The sequence below is a fragment of the Paenibacillus durus ATCC 35681 genome (assembly GCF_000993825.1).
Lineage (GTDB): Bacteria > Bacillota > Bacilli > Paenibacillales > Paenibacillaceae > Paenibacillus_AQ > Paenibacillus_AQ durus_B.
Genome location: NZ_CP011114.1, coordinates 2,396,826 through 2,417,345, shown reverse-complemented (window position 1 = coordinate 2,417,345; position 20,520 = coordinate 2,396,826). Strand labels below are relative to the sequence as shown.

Annotated in this window: 19 protein-coding genes; 16 read left to right on the top strand and 3 right to left on the bottom strand. The window is 48.8% G+C overall.

Annotated elements, in window-relative coordinates; genetic code table 11:
• Positions 1-48 precede the first annotated feature (48 nt).
• The 5 genes from VK70_RS11065 to VK70_RS26480 are packed head-to-tail and all read left to right on the top strand — an operon-like array spanning position 49 to position 5,405.
• The gene (locus VK70_RS11065; protein ID WP_025694264.1) at positions 49-777 is read left to right on the top strand and encodes a phosphonate ABC transporter ATP-binding protein; all 729 of its coding nucleotides are present in this window, start codon (positions 49-51) and stop codon (positions 775-777) included.
• A 35-nt stretch (positions 778-812) separates the two neighbouring features.
• Positions 813-2,165: a hypothetical protein gene (locus VK70_RS11060; RefSeq protein ID WP_179945328.1), complete on the top strand. Its 1,353-nt coding sequence runs from the start codon at positions 813-815 to the stop codon at positions 2,163-2,165.
• Positions 2,162-2,860 carry a response regulator transcription factor gene (locus tag VK70_RS11055; RefSeq protein WP_025694266.1) on the top strand — a complete coding sequence of 233 codons (699 nt, stop codon included), beginning with the start codon at positions 2,162-2,164 and terminating at the stop codon, positions 2,858-2,860. The genes VK70_RS11060 and VK70_RS11055 overlap by 4 nt, the downstream gene beginning before the upstream one ends.
• The gene (locus tag VK70_RS11050) at positions 2,857-4,320 is read left to right on the top strand and encodes a sensor histidine kinase (RefSeq protein WP_025694267.1); all 1,464 of its coding nucleotides are present in this window, start codon (positions 2,857-2,859) and stop codon (positions 4,318-4,320) included. Before VK70_RS11055 ends, VK70_RS11050 begins: the two co-directional genes overlap by 4 nt.
• Positions 4,317-5,405 carry a GNAT family N-acetyltransferase gene (locus VK70_RS26480; RefSeq protein ID WP_051504976.1) on the top strand — a complete coding sequence of 363 codons (1,089 nt, stop codon included), beginning with the start codon at positions 4,317-4,319 and terminating at the stop codon, positions 5,403-5,405. The genes VK70_RS11050 and VK70_RS26480 overlap by 4 nt, the downstream gene beginning before the upstream one ends.
• Before the next feature lie 143 nt (positions 5,406-5,548).
• Here the strand turns inward: VK70_RS26480 and VK70_RS11035 are convergent, their stop codons facing one another.
• Positions 5,549-6,778, bottom strand: a complete 1,230-nt coding sequence (locus tag VK70_RS11035; protein WP_025694268.1) for a glucose-1-phosphate adenylyltransferase — start codon at positions 6,776-6,778, stop codon at positions 5,549-5,551.
• A gap of 354 nt (positions 6,779-7,132) precedes the next feature.
• On the opposite strand from VK70_RS11035, the gene glgB reads away from it, so the two are divergent.
• Both glgB and glgA read left to right on the top strand, forming a co-directional pair.
• Positions 7,133-9,205 (top strand): 1,4-alpha-glucan branching protein GlgB, encoded by a 2,073-nt coding sequence (gene glgB, locus VK70_RS11030; protein ID WP_081754728.1) that lies wholly within the window; start codon positions 7,133-7,135, stop codon positions 9,203-9,205.
• A 51-nt stretch (positions 9,206-9,256) separates the two neighbouring features.
• Positions 9,257-10,687: a glycogen synthase GlgA gene (glgA, locus tag VK70_RS11025; RefSeq protein ID WP_025694270.1), complete on the top strand. Its 1,431-nt coding sequence runs from the start codon at positions 9,257-9,259 to the stop codon at positions 10,685-10,687.
• A gap of 121 nt (positions 10,688-10,808) precedes the next feature.
• Here the strand turns inward: glgA and VK70_RS11020 are convergent, their stop codons facing one another.
• The gene (locus VK70_RS11020; RefSeq protein ID WP_025694271.1) at positions 10,809-12,623 is read right to left on the bottom strand and encodes an alpha-glycosidase; all 1,815 of its coding nucleotides are present in this window, start codon (positions 12,621-12,623) and stop codon (positions 10,809-10,811) included.
• Between the two features lie 316 nt (positions 12,624-12,939).
• On the opposite strand from VK70_RS11020, the gene VK70_RS11015 reads away from it, so the two are divergent.
• The 9 genes from VK70_RS11015 to VK70_RS10980 all read left to right on the top strand — a co-directional run bounded on the left by VK70_RS11015 (position 12,940) and on the right by VK70_RS10980 (position 19,554).
• Positions 12,940-13,755, top strand: coding sequence for a transporter substrate-binding domain-containing protein (locus VK70_RS11015; RefSeq protein ID WP_036638623.1), 816 nt, complete (start codon positions 12,940-12,942; stop codon positions 13,753-13,755).
• Positions 13,756-13,856: 101 nt separating this feature from the next.
• Positions 13,857-14,516 (top strand): amino acid ABC transporter permease, encoded by a 660-nt coding sequence (locus VK70_RS11010; protein WP_036638626.1) that lies wholly within the window; start codon positions 13,857-13,859, stop codon positions 14,514-14,516.
• The gene (locus VK70_RS11005) at positions 14,503-15,225 is read left to right on the top strand and encodes an amino acid ABC transporter ATP-binding protein (protein WP_025694272.1); all 723 of its coding nucleotides are present in this window, start codon (positions 14,503-14,505) and stop codon (positions 15,223-15,225) included. Before VK70_RS11010 ends, VK70_RS11005 begins: the two co-directional genes overlap by 14 nt.
• Positions 15,226-15,464: 239 nt before the next feature.
• A complete protein-coding gene (locus tag VK70_RS11000) occupies positions 15,465-16,190 on the top strand; it encodes an ABC transporter ATP-binding protein (RefSeq protein ID WP_025698029.1) in 726 nt (241 codons plus the stop codon).
• A gap of 13 nt (positions 16,191-16,203) precedes the next feature.
• On the top strand, positions 16,204-16,974 hold the full coding sequence (locus VK70_RS10995) for an ABC transporter permease (RefSeq protein ID WP_036641867.1): 771 nt from the start codon (positions 16,204-16,206) through the stop codon (positions 16,972-16,974).
• Between the two features lie 30 nt (positions 16,975-17,004).
• A complete protein-coding gene (locus VK70_RS10990; RefSeq protein ID WP_025698033.1) occupies positions 17,005-17,775 on the top strand; it encodes an ABC transporter permease in 771 nt (256 codons plus the stop codon).
• 24 nt (positions 17,776-17,799) lie between these two features.
• Positions 17,800-18,093, top strand: coding sequence for a response regulator (locus VK70_RS29345; protein WP_324607993.1), 294 nt, complete (start codon positions 17,800-17,802; stop codon positions 18,091-18,093).
• Between the two features lie 4 nt (positions 18,094-18,097).
• Entirely contained in the window at positions 18,098-18,499 is a 402-nt protein-coding gene (locus VK70_RS29340; RefSeq protein WP_324607992.1) for a winged helix-turn-helix domain-containing protein, read from the top strand.
• Entirely contained in the window at positions 18,496-19,554 is a 1,059-nt protein-coding gene (locus VK70_RS10980; RefSeq protein ID WP_025698035.1) for a HAMP domain-containing sensor histidine kinase, read from the top strand. The genes VK70_RS29340 and VK70_RS10980 overlap by 4 nt, the downstream gene beginning before the upstream one ends.
• Positions 19,555-19,828: 274 nt before the next feature.
• Here VK70_RS10980 and VK70_RS10970 read toward each other — a convergent pair whose 3' ends face one another.
• Positions 19,829-20,509 (bottom strand): DUF4956 domain-containing protein, encoded by a 681-nt coding sequence (locus VK70_RS10970; RefSeq protein ID WP_025698039.1) that lies wholly within the window; start codon positions 20,507-20,509, stop codon positions 19,829-19,831.
• Between the last annotated feature and the right edge of the window lie 11 nt (positions 20,510-20,520).

Below are 20,520 nucleotides of genomic sequence, written 5' to 3'. Positions count from 1 at the left end.
AAGTACACTATATATGAAGTAGAACTGGCGGACAGGAGAGACTGATTCATGATTATCGTGGAGCATTTAGCCAAGACGCTCGGACCGGAACAGACTCCGGTACTAAGAGACATAGGCTTTCGAATGGAATCCGGAGAACTGATCGGACTGCTCGGCGCAAGCGGGAGCGGCAAAACGACGCTGCTGCGGTGCTTGGCGCTGCGCGACAAGTGGGATAAAGGAAATTTCCGGGTGGACGGCACCGATATTCTTAAGGGCGGCCTTGGCGGGAGGACGAAAATCCGCCGCGAATGGGCATTCCTGGAGCAGAACGCCCAGCTGAATCCGACCCGCACCGCTTTAAAGAACGTGCTGATTGGCCAATCAGCCCAGACCCCTCTATGGCGGAGGTTGTCGGGAATGGTCCGCTCCGACGATTACATGGGAGCGATGGATGAACTGGAGCGGATCGGCCTGCTGGACAAGGCCAAGATGCAGACAGGCCAGCTCAGCGGCGGCGAGCGCCAGCGCGTTGCCATCGCCCGGGCGCTCGTCCACGGAGCCAAGGTCATTCTGGCCGATGAGCCGGTGACGGGGCTTGACCCGAAATCGGCGCAGAACATTATGGAGACGTTGCGGGAACTGTGCAAGGAGAACGGCCTTACGGTTATCGCCGTCATGCCGCTTGAGCTTGCCGAGCGCTACGCTACGCGCCTTTGGGTGCTGGACAACGGAATTATCAAGCATGATGTTACCGGCCGCCGTCTTACCTCACAGGAGCGTGCCGGATTGTTATAGACAGAATTCTGATCAATGAAATGAGAGTGATCCAGTTGATAATACAAAGTCTGCGGCGCCCTCGTTCCCGTTCGCGGTGTTCCTCCGCCGGTGTTTCGGACTTGCGCCGCACCTTCGCCATTCCGGCTTTACGGCAGATTGGCGCCGGGATCTTGGCACTCTCGCTGCTATCGGGGTGCAGCTTTATCAGCGACCCCGTATCCAGGATGAAGTCGCCAAGGCTCTCAGAGGATAAGGCGACGCTGATGGCCGCTATAAGCACACTGAAGCTGATTCGTCCGAACAACGACGACGACAGCTCCATCCGCACAGAGGATCTCAACGGGGACGGAGTTCCGGAAACACTGGTCTTCTATGAAACGCCGGGCGAGACGGTGGAGATTCACGGTCTGATTCTGGAGAAGCAGGGCGACTCCTGGGTCAAGAAGCTGACCTTCGACGGCGCGGGCACCGTGCTTGAGTCGGTCGAAATCAGGGACTTGACGGGTGACGGCATACCGGAGATTATTGCCGGCTATTCACGGGGAGACGAAGGGCTGCAGAAAGGTCTGGTCGTCTACAGGTATTCGGGTACTTCACTGGAAGAGATGTTGACGCTCCCCTACACCAAATATGTAATTGACGATTTGAACGGAGACGGGATGGACGACATAACGGTTGTTTCGCTCAAGCGGAACGAGTCCTCCACGTTGACGACCTATCAGTACAACGGCGGGTTCAAGGAGCTTGACCGGTTGGAAAATCTCGATCCTTACATTAATAACTACTACAACGTTGCAGTCGGTAAGGTGGCGAAAGGCAAAGAGGGCATCGTTCTTGACGCTGCCGTCAACTCGCATTCCGCCTACAGCTATATGGTCGTTATGGAGAATGACCGTTTCCGCGTCGTTCTTTCTGGAGACGACAGTACATTTAAGGACCGCCGGATTTCAAGCGGGGACATCGACGGAGACGGCATCATCGAAATCGGCCTGATGGAAAGACCGTCCGGCTGGGAGAATTTTGAGGCAGATGCAGTCCCCTGGTTCTACTCTTACTATAAATGGGATGGAAAGGAAGGGCTGGTCTTCGCGCTGCAGCAGTATCGTGATCCATCGGACCGGTTTACACTGAATTTTCCTCCGGCATGGCATGGCAAGGTTACGGTTGACACGAAATCCGTGCAAAACCGATATCTCAAATTCATCATGTCTGACACTGGCGAGACGGTTGCCGAAATTTCCTTTTTCTCCACGGAGGAGTGGAATCGGGTAAAAGGCGACGGCTGGGAGCTTTGGGGCCAGGATGCGGACACAATCATCGGATATCGGGGTAAGCTAGAGCAGAATGCAGACGGAATAAAGAAAGGGAACACTACGCTTCCCGCAGAGAGGAAGGGAATCAATTGAGTAAGGTGCTTATACTTGAGGATGAAGAATCCATCCGCAGTTTTATTGTCATCAACTTGAAACGCAACGGGTTTGAAGTGCTGGAAGCGGGCGACGGCAATGAAGCTCTCGCCAAGCTGAATGCGGTACCCGATATTGATATCGCGCTGCTTGACGTGATGGTGCCGGGCATTGACGGTTTCGAAGTGTGCAGACGAATCCGCGAGACGAATGAACGGATCGGCATCATTTTTCTGACGGCCAAGGTGCAGGAGCAGGATAAGGTATATGCGCTGTCCGTGGGCGCCGATGATCATGTCAGCAAGCCTTTTAGCCCAACAGAGCTGATCGCCCGCATTCAGTCGCTTCTGCGGAGAGTGAATGTGCACCGGGAGCAGTCCGCGAAGGTGTCTTTTCACTCCGGGCCGTTTACACTCGATCTCATCTCCAAGCAATTCAAGCGCAGCGGGGACCCTATTGAACTTACGCCGACCGAATTTTCGCTGGTGCAGTTTTTCCTTGAAAAAGAGAATACACCGCTGAGCCGGGATCTTCTGCTCGATCATGTGTGGGGCAAGGAGTACATGGGCGACCCGAAGATCGTAGACGTCAACATCCGCCGGCTGCGTCAAAAAATCGAAAACAACCCATCGGAGCCCGAATATTTGCAGACGGTATGGGGGCACGGTTATAAGTGGAAAGGTCAAGGACAATGATCAAGAAGGGGATGCGCAGACAGATTGTTTTACACTACATTCTTGTAGTTTTTTTGGCGCTTCTCCTCGTGGAAGTCATCTTTCTGATCGTAATTCGGACGTATTACTATGACAGCATCTATACCCGGATTACGACACAAATCAGCCAGGCGGAATATTTTTATCGGGTCACTATTAGGGACTCCCCGATTTCCCTGCAGGAGCTGCTGCGCAGCTTCGAACTAAAGGACACGGAGCTTCAAGTGCTTACGCTGAAAGGCGATATGATCACAAGCTCGACGGGCTTTCAGCCTGACCGGACGATTACGACGAGCGATGTGCCGGAAGCGGTCGGCGGCGGAATCGGACGGTGGGTCGGCAGACAGCCGGGAACCAACGAAAACGTTATGGCCGTCTCCAAAGTGCTGCAAATCCACGGCCGCGACGCTTATGTGCTGCGCTATGTGACCTCTGTAGAAGGAGTGAACGCTGATTTATTTAACGTCACTCTTATCTCGGTTGGCGTTGGCATGGCCGTCCTTGCGGTCGTCGCCGCCTTCAGCTTCGGATTGGCCAACTCGATTATCAAGCCGCTGAACAATATTACGGCGGTATCCGCGCAAATGGCCAGAGGCAAATTCAATGTGCGCATCAAGGGAGATTATCTTTACGAGATCGGGGAGCTTGCCTCTACCCTGAATTACTTGGCCGAGGAGATTGTGCGGAGCAACCAGATCAAGGATGATTTTATCTCTTCCATTTCGCATGAACTTAGGACGCCGCTGACCAGCATCAAGGGCTGGAGTGAAACGCTGATCTCCGGCGGCTATGATCCGGAGGAAACAAAGCTTGGCATGAGCATTATTTCCAAGGAGAGCGATCGGCTGATCGGACTCGTCGAGGAGATTCTCGACTTCTCCAAGCTGCATCAGAATGAAATGAAGCTTTCCATCGGCACCGTAGGTGTAAAAGAGCTGTTGCAGGAAATTATTCTAAATCTGTGGGCCAAAGCCGAGAAAAAGAGCATTAGGCTTGTACTGGAAGCTGAAGAAGGCATTTATGTCAGAGGCGACGCCAACCGGCTGAAGCAGGTGTTCCTGAATTTGACGGACAATGCGGTAAAATTCTCGCATGAAGGCTCTAGTATTATGCTTTCTGCGTGCCGTGCTGACGATGAAGAGGCCGAAATTGTGGTTCAGGACAGCGGGATCGGCATCAGCCAGGATCACTTAAACCGGGTAAAGGACCGCTTCTTCCAGGTGGATTCGCTTAATGGCGGCACCGGTCTTGGTCTAGCTATTTCACAGCAGCTGGTGGAGCTTCATGGCGGAACGATGGAAATTAACAGCGAGCTTGGCAAAGGCACTCGGGTTACGGTACACCTGCAGCTTGCGGAGCCGTCTCCGGCAGTGGAGACGGTAGGGCAGGAAAGCCTGCCCATGCCGGAGGAAAATCATGATCAGGAGGAGGGCAAGGCATGAGTTTGCCGATTACTGGAGATATCCACACTTCCCTGGGCAGACTGACCGTGGTTCGCGCAGACTCCGGCATGGCCGGAGAGGTCCTGAAGCTGCTGCGGGAAGCGGCGCAGTGGATGCGCGATAACGGCCTGACACAGTGGAAACCGGAGCAGTTCAAGGAAGAGGAAATCCTGAATTACTTTGACGAGCGTGAGGTCTATATCGCTATGCAAGACGGCGTGGCTGCCGGTATGTTCACCCTGCAGTTTGGAGACCCCCAGTATTGGGGACGGCGAAATGACGAGTCCTATGCCTATCTGCACAGGTTGGCAGTGGCGATGCCTTTCCGCGGGGCGGGGCTGGGCGGCAAGCTGCTGAAATTCGCCGCCGATACGGCCAAAGCATCCGGACGCAGCGGGCTTCGTCTCGACACAATCGCCGATAATGTGAAGCTGAACCGGTATTACCAAAGCCAGGGGTTCCGCTATATGGGCACCAATGATGTAGGCGGGGGAAGGCTTGTCAATCTGTACGAGGAAATAGAGACTTCAGGCGATCAGGATGCTATTCGGTTGCAGTATTTTGATGCAGCGGACTTCGAATATCTGAAACGCTGGAGCGTCTCGGCGGATTTCCTCAAGCAGTGGGCGGGGCCTTCGCTCCATTTTCCGGTTCAGGATGATGAGCTGAGAAAATATCTCGACGGCACCAACCATCCCGCTGAGTCTGAGGCGATGGTCTATAGCGCCGTGCATATGGCAACGGATACCATAATCGGGCATCTCAGTTTGGCCCGCATTGACCGGGATAACGGTTCGGCCCGAATTACTAGGGTCATACTTGATCCGGAATACCGGGGCAAGGGCTTTGTACGCCGGATGATGGCTGAAGCCATGCGCATCGGCTTTGAATCATTGGAGCTGCACAGGCTGGCGCTCGGCGTCTTTGATTTCAATACCTCCGCGATTCGTGCTTATGAAGCTCTCGGATTCCGCCGGGAAGGCGAGCATCTTGAAGCGGCCCGTTTCAGTGACCGCTACGCGAATTTAATCGAGATGGCTATGCTGGACAGAGAGTGGAACGAAATAAAACACAACATTATGTAATGTACATAAGCCCCGGGTTTCGAACGATGGCCCCGGTTCCTTCAGTAGCGGCAGCTTTTCTTGCAACGTTTTCTGATAAATTCAAACAAGGGTTGTTTCACAGGCATTAACCTGTAGAAACAACCCTTTTTTGATGCTGGTTCTTACGAGAGCAGACCTCCGGCCCGAAGTCTTCCGGTACCGGCCTTCTCGTATACATCCTGCAGCAGCCGGGAAGGCTGGGTAAGGATAAGCGGTTTGGGGGCAATCGTCTCGCGCGGTCCGGCCACCGCGATGCGATCGATGCTTCCCTTGACAACAGCCCCATCTTTGATTAGGGCATCTTCCCCAATAATCGCATTTTCGATGTATACATTTTTGCCGATGCGGGCGCCGGGCATAATTACGCTGTTCTTAACAACGGCGGTTTTACCGATTTCAACATTGTCGAAAATAACCGAACATTGGATGCTGCCTTCCACGGAGGCATGCTCGCTAACCAGGCATTCCGCATCTGCGGATGGACCTTTGGCCCGGACGACCGATGGTCTGGATATTTGAGAGCGGCTGTACATAGGCCAATTCGCATTGTTAAATTTCCAGCCCTTGTCTCGTTGCAGGAGATCCATATGAGCTTCCCACAGGCTTTCCACCGTGCCCACGTCACGCCAGTAGCCTTTAAAACGGAATGCGAATAGGGGATCTTCGCTTCGAAGCATGGCGGGAATTACATCCTTGCCGAAGTCATGGCTGGAATTCTTGTTCGCCGCGTCTTTAAGCAGGTGAGCCTTAAGATAGTCCCAGCGGAAGATATAAATACCCATTGAAGCCAGATTGCTTTCCGGTTGTTTGGGCTTCTCGACAAAACTCGTGATTTTCAGATCATCGTCAACATTCATGACACCAAAGCGGCTGGCTTCATCCCATGGAACTTCCATGACGGAAATAGTCGTTTCAGCGTTTTTTGCAAGATGATAATCAAGCATTTGGCGGTAATCCATATGATAAATATGGTCTCCGGACAAAATAAGCACATTTTCTACATTAAGATTGTCGATGTATGGAATATTTTTATAAATAGCATCTGCCGTACCCGTATAGCTGTCTCTTCCTTCACTGCCGGAGGGCAGCAGTGTTACGCCTTTACGTTGTTCTGTGCGGAGCCCCCAAGGCTCGCCCGTACCGATATGGCTGTGAAGGGAACCGGCTTCATATTGCGTCAGTACGCCGATCGTATCAATACCCGAGTTCACACAATTGCTGAGGGGAAAGTCAATAATTCTGAAATGTCCTCCGAAAGGGACGGCCGGTTTGGCCATACTGGATGTAAGTGGAGCTAGCCTCCGCCCTTCCCCGCCTGCTAATAGCATGGCGATGCAATCTTTTTTACCCATTCGTTACCCCTCCAAAAATGTGTTTTGTCAAAACAATACATGTTATATAACCTGACCGGCTGACGTCTGAAACGTGAACAATGAAGCTAAGTGAAATATATTACAAAGTCTTTAGGAAAATTACACAAAAATGGCTGACATCTTCATTTGTTTTTCATTTCTTACCTGCACCAATTATTTTCAAACGGATGAAATTGGGGTAATGTATTAGGTGCATCCTGTATATATAACTATTCCTACAAAGTGCGGTTTTGCTTCGGAGTATATTCAGGTACTTTGCAGGGACCCCGGAAACCTTAAATCATTCTTACAAAAGGTGGTATTCAATTGGCTGAGCGACCAACAGCAGTAAACATGCCGTCACCGGAGGATATTTACTTGTTTCACGAAGGTACCCATTACCGCAGTTATCGCATGCTCGGAGCGCATCTCTCCGTGGAAGAAGGAGTTCCCGGAGTGCGTTTTTCCGTATGGGCGCCCCATGCAACATATGTAGGATTGGCTTGCGATCGAAACGGCTGGGATGGAAGCCGTGAGGAAGACTCGTTATATAAGATACCCGATTCGGGGATTTGGACTCACTTTTTCCCGGAAATTGCCCAGGGAACATTTTACAAATACAGAATTATCGGCCAGGACGGCTCGAGCTTTTTGAAAGCGGACCCTTATGGGTTCCAGGCCGAAGTTCGTCCGGATACCGCGTCGGTTGTGGCCGATATTGAAGGCTACCGCTGGGGAGACGCGGCCTGGCGGCGCAAGAATAAAGGTTCTTACAATAAGCCCCTCAATATTTACGAAATGCACATGGGCACATGGAGACAGAAGGAGAATATTCATAACAAGGAAGGCGGAGAGCTGTACAGCTACACGGAAATGGCTGACCTGCTGATTCCCTATTTGCAGGAACTCAGCTATACGCATGTGGAGTTCATGCCGCTGGCGGAGCATCCATACGATCTTTCCTGGGGGTACCAGGGAACGGGCTATTTTGCCGCAACAAGCCGGTACGGAGAGCCGAAGGAGCTGATGTACCTGATCGACCGCCTGCATCAGGCGAACATCGGCGTTATTCTCGATTGGGTGCCTGCCCATTTTGCCAAGGACGATCCGGGCCTGCGCTTGTTTGACGGCTCGCCATGCTACGAGTACAGCGATCCGATGCTGGCGGAGAAGCCGGGGTGGGGAACGCTTTCTTTTGACTTCGGCAGACCGGAGGTCCTTTCGTTCCTTACTTCCAACGCCTTGTTCTGGTATGACGTGTACCATATCGACGGCATGCGTGTGGATGCGGTTACTAGTATGCTGCGCCTTGATTTTGAGAAGCAGGAGCATCAGTTTAGACGGAATGTCAACGGCGGGTTTGAGAATCTTGAGGCCATCGCTTTTTTGCAAAAATTGAACAGCCTCGTGTTTGAGCACTATCCGCATGCGTTGATGATGGCGGAGGAATCCAGCGCCTGGCCGCTCGTAACCGCTCCCGTACATGACGGCGGGCTTGGTTTCAATTACAAATGGAATATGGGCTGGATGAACGATACGCTTGCATACGTGGAGAAGGAGTTTGATGCCCGCCCCTATCATCATAATTTGCTGACATTCCCGATTGTCTACGCTTATTCGGAGAATTATACGCTGCCGCTTTCCCATGACGAGGTGGTGCATGGCAAGAGGTCGCTGCTAAACAAAATGCCCGGTTCCTATGAGCAGAAGTTCGCGGGCCTTCGGCTGCTGCTGGCTTATCAGATGACAAGCCCCGGCAAAAAGCTGCTGTTCATGGGCGGCGAATTCGGCCAGTTCATTGAATGGAAAGATCAGGAGGAGCTTGACTGGCTGCTGCTCGATTACGAGAGCCACCGGAAAATGCTGGCCTACACGGCTGCGCTCAACAAGTTCTACCTTGAGGAGAAAGCGCTTTGGGAGCTTGATCACAGCTTTGAAGGATATGAATGGATCAGTGCGGACGACAACTGGCAAAGCGTCATTTCTTATATTCGCAAAGGGAAAAAAGCCGGCGACCAGCTGATTATCGTCATCAATTTCCAGCCGGTAGAGCGGCCGAATTACCGTATTGGCGTTCCGAAAGCGGGAACCTATGAAGAGGTGTTCAGTACGGAAAGACCCGAGTTCGGCGGCTCCGGAGCGTCGTCAGGCGCTTTGAAGACACAGAAACAAGAGATGCATAATCAGCACCAATGCCTTGAATTAACCCTCGCTCCGCTCAGCATGGTGGTCCTAAAAAAGAGCGGACGAAAGGTGAAGGGGGATGAGCCAGCCGTACTAGAGGAAGCTCCAAAAGGAAAAGCTAGAACGACGCGCGCCAAAGCCAAGAGTGAGGATAAACCGGCAGACAAGCCTCTAGAGTCCGAAACGCCGGCCAAAAAAGCAGCTCCGCGCAAACGCAAAACGAAAAGCGACGATATCCCGTAGGAAACCAATCACTCTATTTAACAGTCCGTTACACAAGAGGAGGAAAAGGGAATGAAAGTGCTGTTTGCTGCTGCGGAAGGCCATCCGTTTATCAAAACGGGAGGCCTTGCCGACGTAATCGGGGCGCTGCCGAAAGCGCTGAAGGAAGCCGGAGTGGACGTAAGAGTCATTATGCCGAAGTACCGGGGGATTCCCGAGAAATACCGCTCGCAAATGGAGCCTGTCAAGGTAATCGAGGTGCCAGTAGGCTGGCGGAATCAATACTGCGGAATTGAGCAGCTCATTTATGAAGGTGTGCCTGTCTATTTTATAGACAATGAATACTACTTCGGCCGCGACGGCATATACGGATATCTGGACGACGCGGAGCGGTTCGCTTTTTACAACAGGGCCGTTCTGGAAGTGCTCCCGTCGATTGATTTCCAGCCGGATGTGCTGCACTGCCATGATTGGCACGCCGCCATCATTCCTATGCTTCTTGAAGGGCATTACCGCAGCAATCCGTTCTACAGCAACATCCGTACCGTATTCACCATACATAATCTGCTGTACCAGGGCGTGTTTCCCTATGAGGTTCTGGGCGATCTGCTCGGCCTGAACGGCAGCTATTTTCCCGGGGTTGAATACTACGGCAATGTTAATTTCCTTAAAGGCGGCATCGTATATAGCGATCATGTGACGACGGTCAGTCCGACCTATGCGGAGGAGATCAGAACGCCTCACTTTGGTTACGGTCTGGACGGCCTGCTGAATGCCCGCGCCGATCACTTGAGCGGTATTGTCAATGGCATTGATACGAAGGCCTATGATCCGGCAATCGACTCGAAGATCTTCACGAAATACAAGAATAATCTGAACAAGAAGACCGAGAACAAAATCGGCTTGCAGCAGGAACTCGGTCTCCCAGTAGCGCCGCATATCCCGCTTGTAGGCATGGTCACTCGCTTAGTCGATTCGAAGGGCCTTGACCTGGTGACCCGGGTGCTGGATGAAATGCTGTATTTCGACACCGTCCAGTTTGTCGTCCTTGGAACGGGGGATGAAGCATACGAGCGCTGGTTCCGCGAAGCCGCATGGCGTTATCCGACCAAGCTGTCTGCGCAGATCCGGTTCAGCGATGAGCTGTCGCGCAAAATCTATGCCGCAAGCGATTTGTTCCTGATGCCGTCAAAGTTCGAACCGTGCGGAATCAGCCAATTGCTCGCCCTGCGGTATGGTAGCATTCCGGTTGTCAGGGAAACGGGGGGGCTGAACGATACCGTTCACTCCTACAACGAGGAAACGGGGGAAGGGAACGGCTTCACCTTTACCAATTATAACGCTCATGATATGATGAACACCCTGCGCCGGGGGATATCCTTCTATAACAAGCCCGAGCATTGGAAACGCTTGACCCGCAACGCTTTTAAGGGGGATTACAGCTGGGATGTATCGGCGGAGGAGTACATCGATATCTATCAGAAGATTACCGGGCAGGGATAATATTCATTAAATAAAGAAAAGGCAGCTTTCTCCTGAGCTTAAGTGCTGGAGAAGCTGCCTTTTTTATAGAAGAAACCGGTACTTGGGTCGGCCCTAACTTTGCAGCTGCCAGCTTGAACGGTTACCGGTGTGCGGGAGAGTGCTCCGTTGACGCTTTGCCAGACGTGTTATGGACGAGCGGAGGCGTCTTCCGGTCAAGACGGCGGGATAAGATGCGAAATCCATATGGATCGAGGGAAATGTGCATGATCCCTTCATCGGGCCTTACCGCGTCGCCTGTGAGCGCATCGGTCCAATCTTCGGCTTCTAGCGCATGGCTTAAGCTGCGGGGTTCGGGTGAATTGTTCATCCAGATGGTAAAATGGGTCTCGCTGTCCATCCGCTCATAAATAATGCAGGGATCATCCTTGCAGGCCCCTAGAATCCGGTAACTTCCGCCTCGCAGCGCGGGGTTCTCCTTGCGCAGTGAAATCATCATTTTATAGAAATCGCGAAGCTCAAGGTCCTGTTTGTCCGGGTCCCATTCCATACATTTGCGGCAACCGGGATCGCCTTCACCGGATAGCCCGATTTCATCGCCGTAGTATATACATGGCGTACCAATGAAGGTGAATAAGAAGGCAACCGCGAGCTTCATTTTCCGCTTGTCTTCCCCCATAGCGTTAAGCAGACGAGGGGTGTCATGACTGCACAGCAGGTTGAAGGCGACCTCATTGGCCTGCTTGGGGTAGCGCATGAGCAGACCGCCTACTTTATTCGAGAAGGTGTAACTGTCCATTCCTCCGTTGAAGAACTCCAGTACAGTTCCCGAGAACGGATAATTCATGACGGAATCGAACTGATCACCGAGCAGCCAAGCTAGAGAATCGCTCCATACCTCGCCTACGATGTAAGCGTCCGGATTGGCTTTTTTCACAACCTTGCGGAAATCATGCCAGAAGTGATGATCGATTTCGTCAGCCACGTCGAGGCGCCACCCGTCCAGCTTGACTTCCTTGATCCAGTATTCCGCCACGTCCAGCAAATACGATTTGACTTCCGGATTGGCCGTATTAAATTTGGGCATGGCCTCAAAAAATCCAAATGTATCGTAGCTCGGTATGCCGTCTACAACCTCTACGGGGAAGGAATTAATGTGGAACCAATCGGCATATTTGGAATCGTCCCCTTTTTCCATGACATCCTGAAAGGGAGGAAATTCTTTGCTGCAGTGGTTGAACACCGCATCAAGCATGACGCGTATGCCTTTCTCATGGCAGAGATCGACCAAAGTCTTGAGCAGCTCATTATCGCCGAATTGGGGATCAACCTTTTTGTAATCAATGATGTCGTATTTATGATTGGACGGGGATACGAACAGCGGCGTGAAATAAATCGCATTAACCCCGAGATCCAGCAGGTAGTCGAGATGATCGATTACGCCCTGGATATCGCCCCCGAAAAAGTTGTCGACCTTCGGTTCACCGCCCCAGGCTTCCGTTCCTTCCGGGTCATTGGCCGTGTCTCCGTTGGCGAAACGGTCCGGCATAATTTGATAGAAGACCGCTTCTTTGGCCCATTCCGGAACCCTGAACAAATCAACTTCATGAATATACGGGAATTCGAAGTTGTTACCCGGTGGCTGCGGTGTCTCATGCATAATCCCTTTGCTGGACATATAAGCCGTGTCGCCGCCTGATTCGATCCGAAAGAGATAGGACAACCGTTTATGTTTAGGCCGCGCGCAGGCTTCCCAATAATCGAACAGTTCGTCGGAAGCGGATTTTTCCATCGCGATTTCCTCGAAGGTCCGATCCCAAGCGTATTTGTCACCTGTCAAGACATATACAGCATCAGCGTCATCCCGTTTGGTCCGCATTCGCAGATGTACGGATTCCTTATCATAGGCGTATGCCCATTTATCGCGTGGAACGTGGTACAAAGCTTCCAGCAGCATGGTCTCCCCTCCTAAAATGATTGAAGCGCAACTGCGCCTCTTTCGAGTGGGTACTTAGTTTAATACCCTTAAATACATAATAATAAACTATTTTTCTGAATGTTTTCAGAAAGAAAGGCTCGTCGTTGTAGAGACCTGCTTCCGGAAAAAAGCCGCGAGCACTCTTCTATAATTTTGGCATTTTGTCAACAAAATAATCTTTGCATATTCATACGAGTTGAATTATAATAAGTCGGTCCGGGACAAGAACACAAATGACATATTTAAAGATGGGCTTCAAATCGCCCGACGAGAGAACAAGGGAGAGAAACAGAACATGAACAAATGGATCAAAATGTCTATGGGGATGCTGCTCGCGGTAAGCCTTCTTTCGGGTTGCGGCCAGGACAAGGCCAATACCGGAACTGAAGCTAACGGAGGCAATACAGGCACGGCGGCGAAGAAAACGTTGACACTTGGAACAAGCGCCGACTTTCCGCCATACGAATTCCACAAGGTGGTAGAGGGTAAAGATACGATCGTCGGTTTTGACATTGATATTGCCAAGGAGATCGCATCGGATATGGGCGCGGAGCTGGTCATTAAGGACCTGCCGTTTGACTCGCTGCTGAACGAGCTGTCCAGCGGTAGAGTGGATATGGTCATTTCGGGTCTCAGTCCGACTCCGGAAAGAGCCAAACAAATCGATCTGTCCGACATTTATTATAAAGCCGAGCAGGCCGTTGTGGTTCGCGAAGCCGACAAGGATAAATTCAGCACGATGGAATCCCTGAAGGGCGCTAAGATCGGCATTCAGACCGGTTCCATTCAGGAAGATATCGCCAAAGGAATTGAGGGGGCGCAGCTGACTTCGCTCGCTAAAATTTCCGATATCGTGCTCCAGCTGCAATCGAACCGTGTCGATGCTTCCATTATGGAAGGGCCGGTAGCCAAATCTTTTGTAAAAAATGTGAAGGGTCTGACCATTACCGACGCGAAGCCGGAAGTCGAAGATGACGGTTACGTCATCGGGGTCAAGAAGGGCAACTCAGAGCTGCTGACACAGATCAACAAGACTCTGGGCGAGCTGAACTCTGCTGGAAAGATCGAAGAGTATGTAACGAAGGCGGCCGAGCTGGCCGAGAGCAAGTAAGCTTTAAAGATACGCTGGAAAGCTGTTTTTCAATCAAACGAAGAAAATGGCGGTGACCCGCCGTTTTCTATTTTTTTATTGATAGGAGGTTTGCGGGTAGGATGAATTTACTGAATATGGCCTATGAATACCGCGGCTTTTTTCTGACCGGACTGCAATACACGCTGCTTCTCGCGGTAATCGGAGTCATCTGCGGCTTCGTGCTCGGGATCGTTGTTGCCCTGCTGCGGATGTCAAGCTTCAGAGTGCTTCGCTGGATCGCCGCCGCCTGGGTGGAATTTCTGCGCGGAACGCCGATGCTTGTGCAATTGTTTATTATTCACTACGGTCTTCCTTCAATCGGTCTTGAGTTTACCGCGATCGAGTCGGGGGCGATAACTCTTACAATTAACAGCTCAGCCTATCTTGCCGAAATATTCCGGGCAGGCATTCAGGGCGTGGACCGCGGACAGTCGGAAGCGTCGCGTTCACTCGGGATGACGCAGGCGATGACCATGCGCTATATTATTCTCCCGCAGGCGCTGAAGAATGTGCTCCCGGCGATAGGCAACGAGTTCATTACCATTATCAAAGAATCGTCCATTGTCGGTATGATCGGAGCGATGGATCTGCTGTTTCAAGCCAGAACCATTACCACGATTACCTATGACGGGCTGACGCCGCTGCTGGTTATCGCTCTGATGTATTTTATTCTGACATTTACATTATCCAAGGTGCTTGGCAGACTGGAAAGGAGATGGAGCGCCGGTGATCACCGTTAAGAACTTGCAAAAGGCATTTGGCAAGCTGGAAATTCTGAAAGGCATCGATCTTGCGATAGAAAAAGGCGAAGTGATTGTCGTCATCGGTCCCAGCGGCTCGGGAAAAAGCACCTTTTTGCGCTGTCTGAATCTGCTGGAGCAGCCGACAGGCGGGGAAATTACCTTTGAAGGACAGTCCATTACGGACCGGAAGCATGATATCAATGCCACTCGCGAAAAAATGGGCATGGTCTTCCAGCAGTTCAATCTGTTCCCGCACAAGACCGTGCTGCAAAACATTACGCTGGCTCCGCTCAAGGTCAAGAAGCAGTCTTCTGCGGAGGCGGACAAAATAGCGATGGACCTGCTGCGCACCGTCGGTCTCGAAGATAAAAAGGATGCCTATCCGTCGCAGCTCTCGGGCGGGCAGAAGCAGCGGATCGCCATCGCCCGCGCGCTTGCCATGCAGCCGCATGTCATGCTGTTCGACGAGCCGACCTCGGCGCTTGACCCCGAGATGGTGGGCGAGGTGCTTGAGGTCATGAAGAAGCTGGCCGAGCAGGGCATGACTATGGTCATCGTTACCCATGAAATGGGCTTTGCCCGCGAGGTAGGGGACCGGATTCTGTTCATGGACGGCGGGTTTATCGTCGAGCAGGGAACGCCTGCCGAGGTGTTCGGCAGCCCGAAGCACGCCAGAACGAAGGATTTCCTGAGCAAGGTTTTGTAACGTCTTAAAATAAAAGCGGTCCGGGAGAAAATATTTTCTCCCGGACCGCTTTTTTTCTATTCCTGCCCAATTAACGAACAGACGCGGTTTTCTAACTTCACATCAGAAAGAAAGTTTATGAATTTTTAATAAAATTCCTATCACCCGTTTATTTTTTCAAATGTGGTATTTTATTTTTTAGATGGATAATAAAAAAAAGACAACAAACTGATTATAAGTAAGAGAAAGGAAAATACCTTATGATTTCAAATACGTTATTGGAAACACGCAATCTCACAAAATCGTTTCGCGGTAGAAAAATTGTTGACAATCTAAATCTAAAAGTTATGAAAGGCGATGTGTACGGTTTTCTTGGACGTAATGGACAGGGAAAGACTACCACAATACGCATGATGACCGGCCTCATTTTCCCTGATTCCGGGGATGTAATGATTAATGGGCACAACTTAAAAACGGACTTCAAACGCGCCATTTCACAAATTGGTGCTATCGTGGAATCACCAACTTTTTATGACTATCTTTCGGGATATGAAAATCTCTCATTGATGGCAAACCTTGTACCCGGCCTTAACAAAAGCAGAATTGATGAGGTGCTGGAAATCGTCAGACTAAACAGCCGCGCGAAAGATAAGGTCAAAACCTATTCTTTAGGTATGAAGCAGCGCTTGGGGATAGCCAACGCACTTTTGAATAATCCCCAACTAATCATTCTTGATGAACCAACCAACGGGCTTGATCCGCAAGGTATGAAAGAGATTAAAGATATGATTGTTCAACTTTCTTCTGAAAAGAACATCACCTTTTTCATATCCAGTCATTTGCTCCACGAAATGCAACAGCTTTGCAATCGTATAGGCATTATCAATGATGGGAAACTCCTTGTTGAAGGTAATGTAAATGAATTGGTCGGTAATTCAACAGAAAATTCGTTGGAAAAGCTCTATTTTGAAGCTACCAGAGAGTGAGGTGTTAATGAGGATGAAGCTATTAAAAAATGAGCTTTATAAGCTCTTTAGAACGAAAAAACTGTATGTTTTTGCGGCGATCATTTTAGCTGTACTCTTACTGAATTTGCATAACTACCAGCCCGGCTCAGAAAGGACAATCTGGACATTTACCTACGGGCAATCTGCCCCGCTGGTCCTAATCAATATACTTTCGCAGTTTATGGTTATTTTCATTCCTATAATCATTGGTGATAGTATTTCCAATGAATATAGGCAGGGAACATTAAAGCTATCTTTGCTGCGACCTATCACTAGAAGCCAATTGTTGAGAGCAAAAGTCGCTTCGCTATTTGTATTTATATCTATTATGGTACTTTTCTTCATCATCGCATCTTATGCAATAGGAACCTATTTTTTAGGATGGGGTAGTGGAACAGAATATGCCGGACAATTATACACGCCCATAGAGGGTTTATTGCTCACCTTAGGGGCCAATGCTTTATTAATTCTTCCCTTTATGGCATACGGACTGTTCGTGACTTTTATTGCAGTATTATCCAGTAATATGAGCTTAACAGTTATAAGTTCCCTGGTAATTATGACTATCGGGCTAAATTTAAATGTTTTTGAAGCAATCGCTCCCTATTCCCTTGCTTATCATATTGCGTACTTCCACGAAAATTTCGTCCATACTCTGGACTGGAGGCTCGCACTTCAAAGCACCGGAATTATCGCAATCTATCTGGCTGCATTCTCTTTATTTTCATTCTATAAATTTAAGAAAAAAGAGATTTTGTATTAACATTGCAAAAAAGTTTTAGGAGGCGGCTGAATGTTAAGCTTGGTAAAGAATGAAATATATAAAGTTTTCCGCTTAAAAAAATTCTACCTTTTCATGGGAGTTATTTTAGCACTTCAAGCGGTAGAAATTTTCCAATATAAATTTTTGCCACAAGGGAAAATTGCCTTTTCGCTCAACGGCCAATCATTTCCACTAGAAATGATTGGAAATCATTCTATTATCATGGTGATGTTTATCGCTGTACTTGCGGCGGACATGATTGCGGATGAATATAGAAATGGTACTTTCAAATTGGTGCTGTTACGTCCAGTCAATCGTATTCAGTTTATTGGTGCCAAATGTGTCGCACTAACCGTTTCCATAACGGCTATTGTCTGCTTTACGGTAATAACCTCATATATTATTGGGGCAATCGCATTTGACTGGGGTAATCATCTTCTGTTTCAAGGTGTTCCGATTGCCGGGAATAGTTTTGCTATAACGCTAAAATCGGCATTTGCTTCCATACTGCCAAGTGCTGGATTTGGTATGTTGGTCATATTTATCGCTTTGATAACCGGAAATATAGGTATAACCATTGGCTCAGCGTTGGCATTATTTTTTATATCGCCTCTACTTGAGAGGTATGGAAACATAAGCAAATATTCCATCATCTATTTGATGAATACCTTTCATGAAATGTTTATAAACAGCGCCACGCTGGTTCAAATATTTGCTAAGACTGGAGTAATCGCAGCATATATCGCATTGTTTTACGTTGGCAGCGCAATTTTCATGAAAAGAAAGGATGTGTTGCTATAATAAATAATATAAGGAGGAAGTGTTATGCAGAATACCAGAATTATGGTTGTAGATGACGAGTTGGAAATCGCCGAACTCATAAAAGATTACCTTGAAGAGGAACAATATGATGTAATCATCAGCACCGATGGGAAAGAGTGCATTAATCTTTTCCGAGAATACCAGCCACAACTTATTGTTTTGGATATTATGCTTCCGGGCTTAGACGGAATGGAAGTATGCAGAACCATACGGGCTGAATCATCCATCCCTATTATCATGCTTAGTGCAAAGAAAACAGAGGTTGACAAAATTTTAGGTTTGGGTGGGCGCCGATGATTATGTGGTTAAGCCTTTCAGTCCGGGAGAGGTTGTAGCAAGGGTAAAGGCTCAACTAAGAAGATATAATCAACTTTCTGTACCTGCCGATAAGAGTGATGTGCTGTCATTCCAAAATTTAAAAATCAACTTGCAAGCCTATACTGTAGAATTGAACGATAAATATGTGGATTTTACAACGAAAGAATTTGAAGTATTACGGTTCTTAGCCTTACATGCTAACCAAGTTTTAACCCGCCAGCAAATCTATGAAAATGTTTGGGGGATTAATGAGTATGGAGATTTAAACACCGTAACAATCCACATCAAGAAAATCCGGGAAAAAATAGAAGACGATATTTCTGCACCGCAATTTATTAAAACCGTTTGGGGGGTTGGCTATAAATTTGGAGGTAGCGGAAAATGAGAATTGGAATTCGGAAAAAGCTGATTATATCCTTCTTCTCCATGCTGATTCTCCCTATGTTTGCCGTATTGGTTACTGGATTTAATACACAAAACACCCCTGCCGTTTTGACTGTTGTCCAAATCATATTGGCTCTGTTAATTCCATTTTGCATTTGCGCTCTTATTTTAGGCTGGATTATATCCTCAAGCATTTTAAAGCCGCTACAAGAATTAAATTTAGCGACAAAAAAAATAAAGGACGGAAATTTTGAATTTCCATTTAATTATAAAAATAACGATGAAATGGGCGATTTATGTGTTGCTTTTGATTTGATGAGAAAACAATTAAAAATGTCACTGGAAAAACAGGCAGCTCTTGAATATTCCCGTAAAGAACTGATTGCCAGTATTTCACATGACTTGCGTACTCCTATGTCTTCCATCAAAGGTTATGTGGAAGGTTTACAGGACGGTATCATCCATGACAGAGGGAAATTTAACAGGTACATCACTGTCATAAAAAACAAAACAGAAAGCCTTGATAATTTGATAGAGAGCCTTTTTCAGTATTCTCAACTGGACATAAATGACCAAAAAGAGGCGTTCTGTGTCCGCGATTCCAAAGAGCTGCTTGAAACTGTGATAAATCCCATTGAAATTGAATTTGCCGATCTACCAGTGCAACTGGAAGCTATAAAACCGTTTCCTTCGGTACGCATTTATGCCAATGAAAATGGTATTGCGCAGGTGTTTGATAATTTAATCAGCAATGCAAAAAGGTATGTAGATGAAAATGGAACGATAACGATTCAGGCAAGTGTCGATGGTGATTACCTAAAGATTTCTGTTAAAGATAATGGGATAGGCATATCACAAGAGGATTTGCCTTATGTGTTTGACCATTTCTACCGTTCCGAAAAATCTCGATCAAGACATTTTGGCGGCACAGGGCTTGGTCTTGCCATTTGTAAAAAAGTAATCGAAAATCATGGCGGCAAGATATGGGCAGAAAGCATGCTCGATGTTGGAACAACATTTTATTTTACAGTTCCTCTTGCTCATAATCAAAAATAAATTTGCGTTTGATATCGTAGAAGATTTCGTTACGAGCAGCGGAGAGGACGGAGCGATTGTGGAAAAGCGGCAGCGGTCGCCTTTGTGTCCGGATTTTAACTGCAAAGAGAGATTCGAAAAATCCGGACACAACAGCGATTGGAACAACGATCCGTTCGCGTAGCGTCCATACCGAGTACTCAAGTTGATACTACTCTAAAACAAGGGGTGTCCCAAGCAGCCATTGCATGGCTTTTGGGACACCCCTATGCTGATTCATGATGCGGATTAAATGTTATTGGGCGTAATCTCCGGTGTAGTTAATCAGCGAAATATCCATAACGCCTTGTATACCGGACAGGTCATGAACGAACGAGGTGTTGTTGTCCCGCATCCTAAGTTCGACCGTAAGCTCTACAAAGTCCTTGCGGATCGTCTTGGATCTCAGCGTATATTCAATTTTCCGCATCCGCATCCGAAGCTCCGTGGTGGCGTCTTCCGAGTGGCGGATAATCAGCAGGTAAGGCTGTTCCCGGACCTTGCGGCGGGACAGCCACAGCAGCACGAGTCCAATGGCGAGGGAGCCGATGAGCGCGACAGGATAGAGCTTGGCTCCTGCTGCAATGCCTCCTGCGATCGACCAGAACATGTATACAATGTCCAGCGGATCTTTGACGGCGGTACGGAAACGTACGATACTGAGCGCACCAACCATACCGAGAGAGAGCACGATATTGGAGCTGATGGTCATAATAATCATGCTTGTAATCATGCACATGAGCACAAAGGCGGCATTATAGTTGTAGCTGTATACGACTCCCCGAAAAGTTTTTCGGTAAATGTAAAAGATGAACAGACCGACACCTAACGAAGCGATGAGACCGAGCAGGACGTCAATGTACGAAACGGTGCGGAAGGCATCAAGATGAAGCGCACTTTTTTTAAATAAATCCTGGAAATTTATAGTATCATTCATTGTGAGGCTTA

Coding starts and splice junctions, on each gene's coding strand:
- VK70_RS26480 (WP_051504976.1), top strand. CDS start 4,317: ATGAGTTTGCCGATTACTGGAGATATCCACACTTCCCTGGGCAGACTG.
- VK70_RS11035 (WP_025694268.1), bottom strand. CDS start 6,778: ATGGGTAAAAAAGATTGCATCGCCATGCTATTAGCAGGCGGGGAAGGG.
- glgB (WP_081754728.1), top strand. CDS start 7,133: ATGCCGTCACCGGAGGATATTTACTTGTTTCACGAAGGTACCCATTAC.
- VK70_RS10970 (WP_025698039.1), bottom strand. CDS start 20,509: ATGAATGATACTATAAATTTCCAGGATTTATTTAAAAAAAGTGCGCTT.
- VK70_RS11000 (WP_025698029.1), top strand. CDS start 15,465: ATGATTTCAAATACGTTATTGGAAACACGCAATCTCACAAAATCGTTT.
- VK70_RS10995 (WP_036641867.1), top strand. CDS start 16,204: ATGAAGCTATTAAAAAATGAGCTTTATAAGCTCTTTAGAACGAAAAAA.
- VK70_RS11020 (WP_025694271.1), bottom strand. CDS start 12,623: ATGCTGCTGGAAGCTTTGTACCACGTTCCACGCGATAAATGGGCATAC.
- glgA (WP_025694270.1), top strand. CDS start 9,257: ATGAAAGTGCTGTTTGCTGCTGCGGAAGGCCATCCGTTTATCAAAACG.
- VK70_RS29345 (WP_324607993.1), top strand. CDS start 17,800: ATGCAGAATACCAGAATTATGGTTGTAGATGACGAGTTGGAAATCGCC.
- VK70_RS11015 (WP_036638623.1), top strand. CDS start 12,940: ATGAACAAATGGATCAAAATGTCTATGGGGATGCTGCTCGCGGTAAGC.
- VK70_RS11010 (WP_036638626.1), top strand. CDS start 13,857: ATGAATTTACTGAATATGGCCTATGAATACCGCGGCTTTTTTCTGACC.
- VK70_RS11065 (WP_025694264.1), top strand. CDS start 49: ATGATTATCGTGGAGCATTTAGCCAAGACGCTCGGACCGGAACAGACT.
- VK70_RS10990 (WP_025698033.1), top strand. CDS start 17,005: ATGTTAAGCTTGGTAAAGAATGAAATATATAAAGTTTTCCGCTTAAAA.
- VK70_RS10980 (WP_025698035.1), top strand. CDS start 18,496: ATGAGAATTGGAATTCGGAAAAAGCTGATTATATCCTTCTTCTCCATG.
- VK70_RS11050 (WP_025694267.1), top strand. CDS start 2,857: ATGATCAAGAAGGGGATGCGCAGACAGATTGTTTTACACTACATTCTT.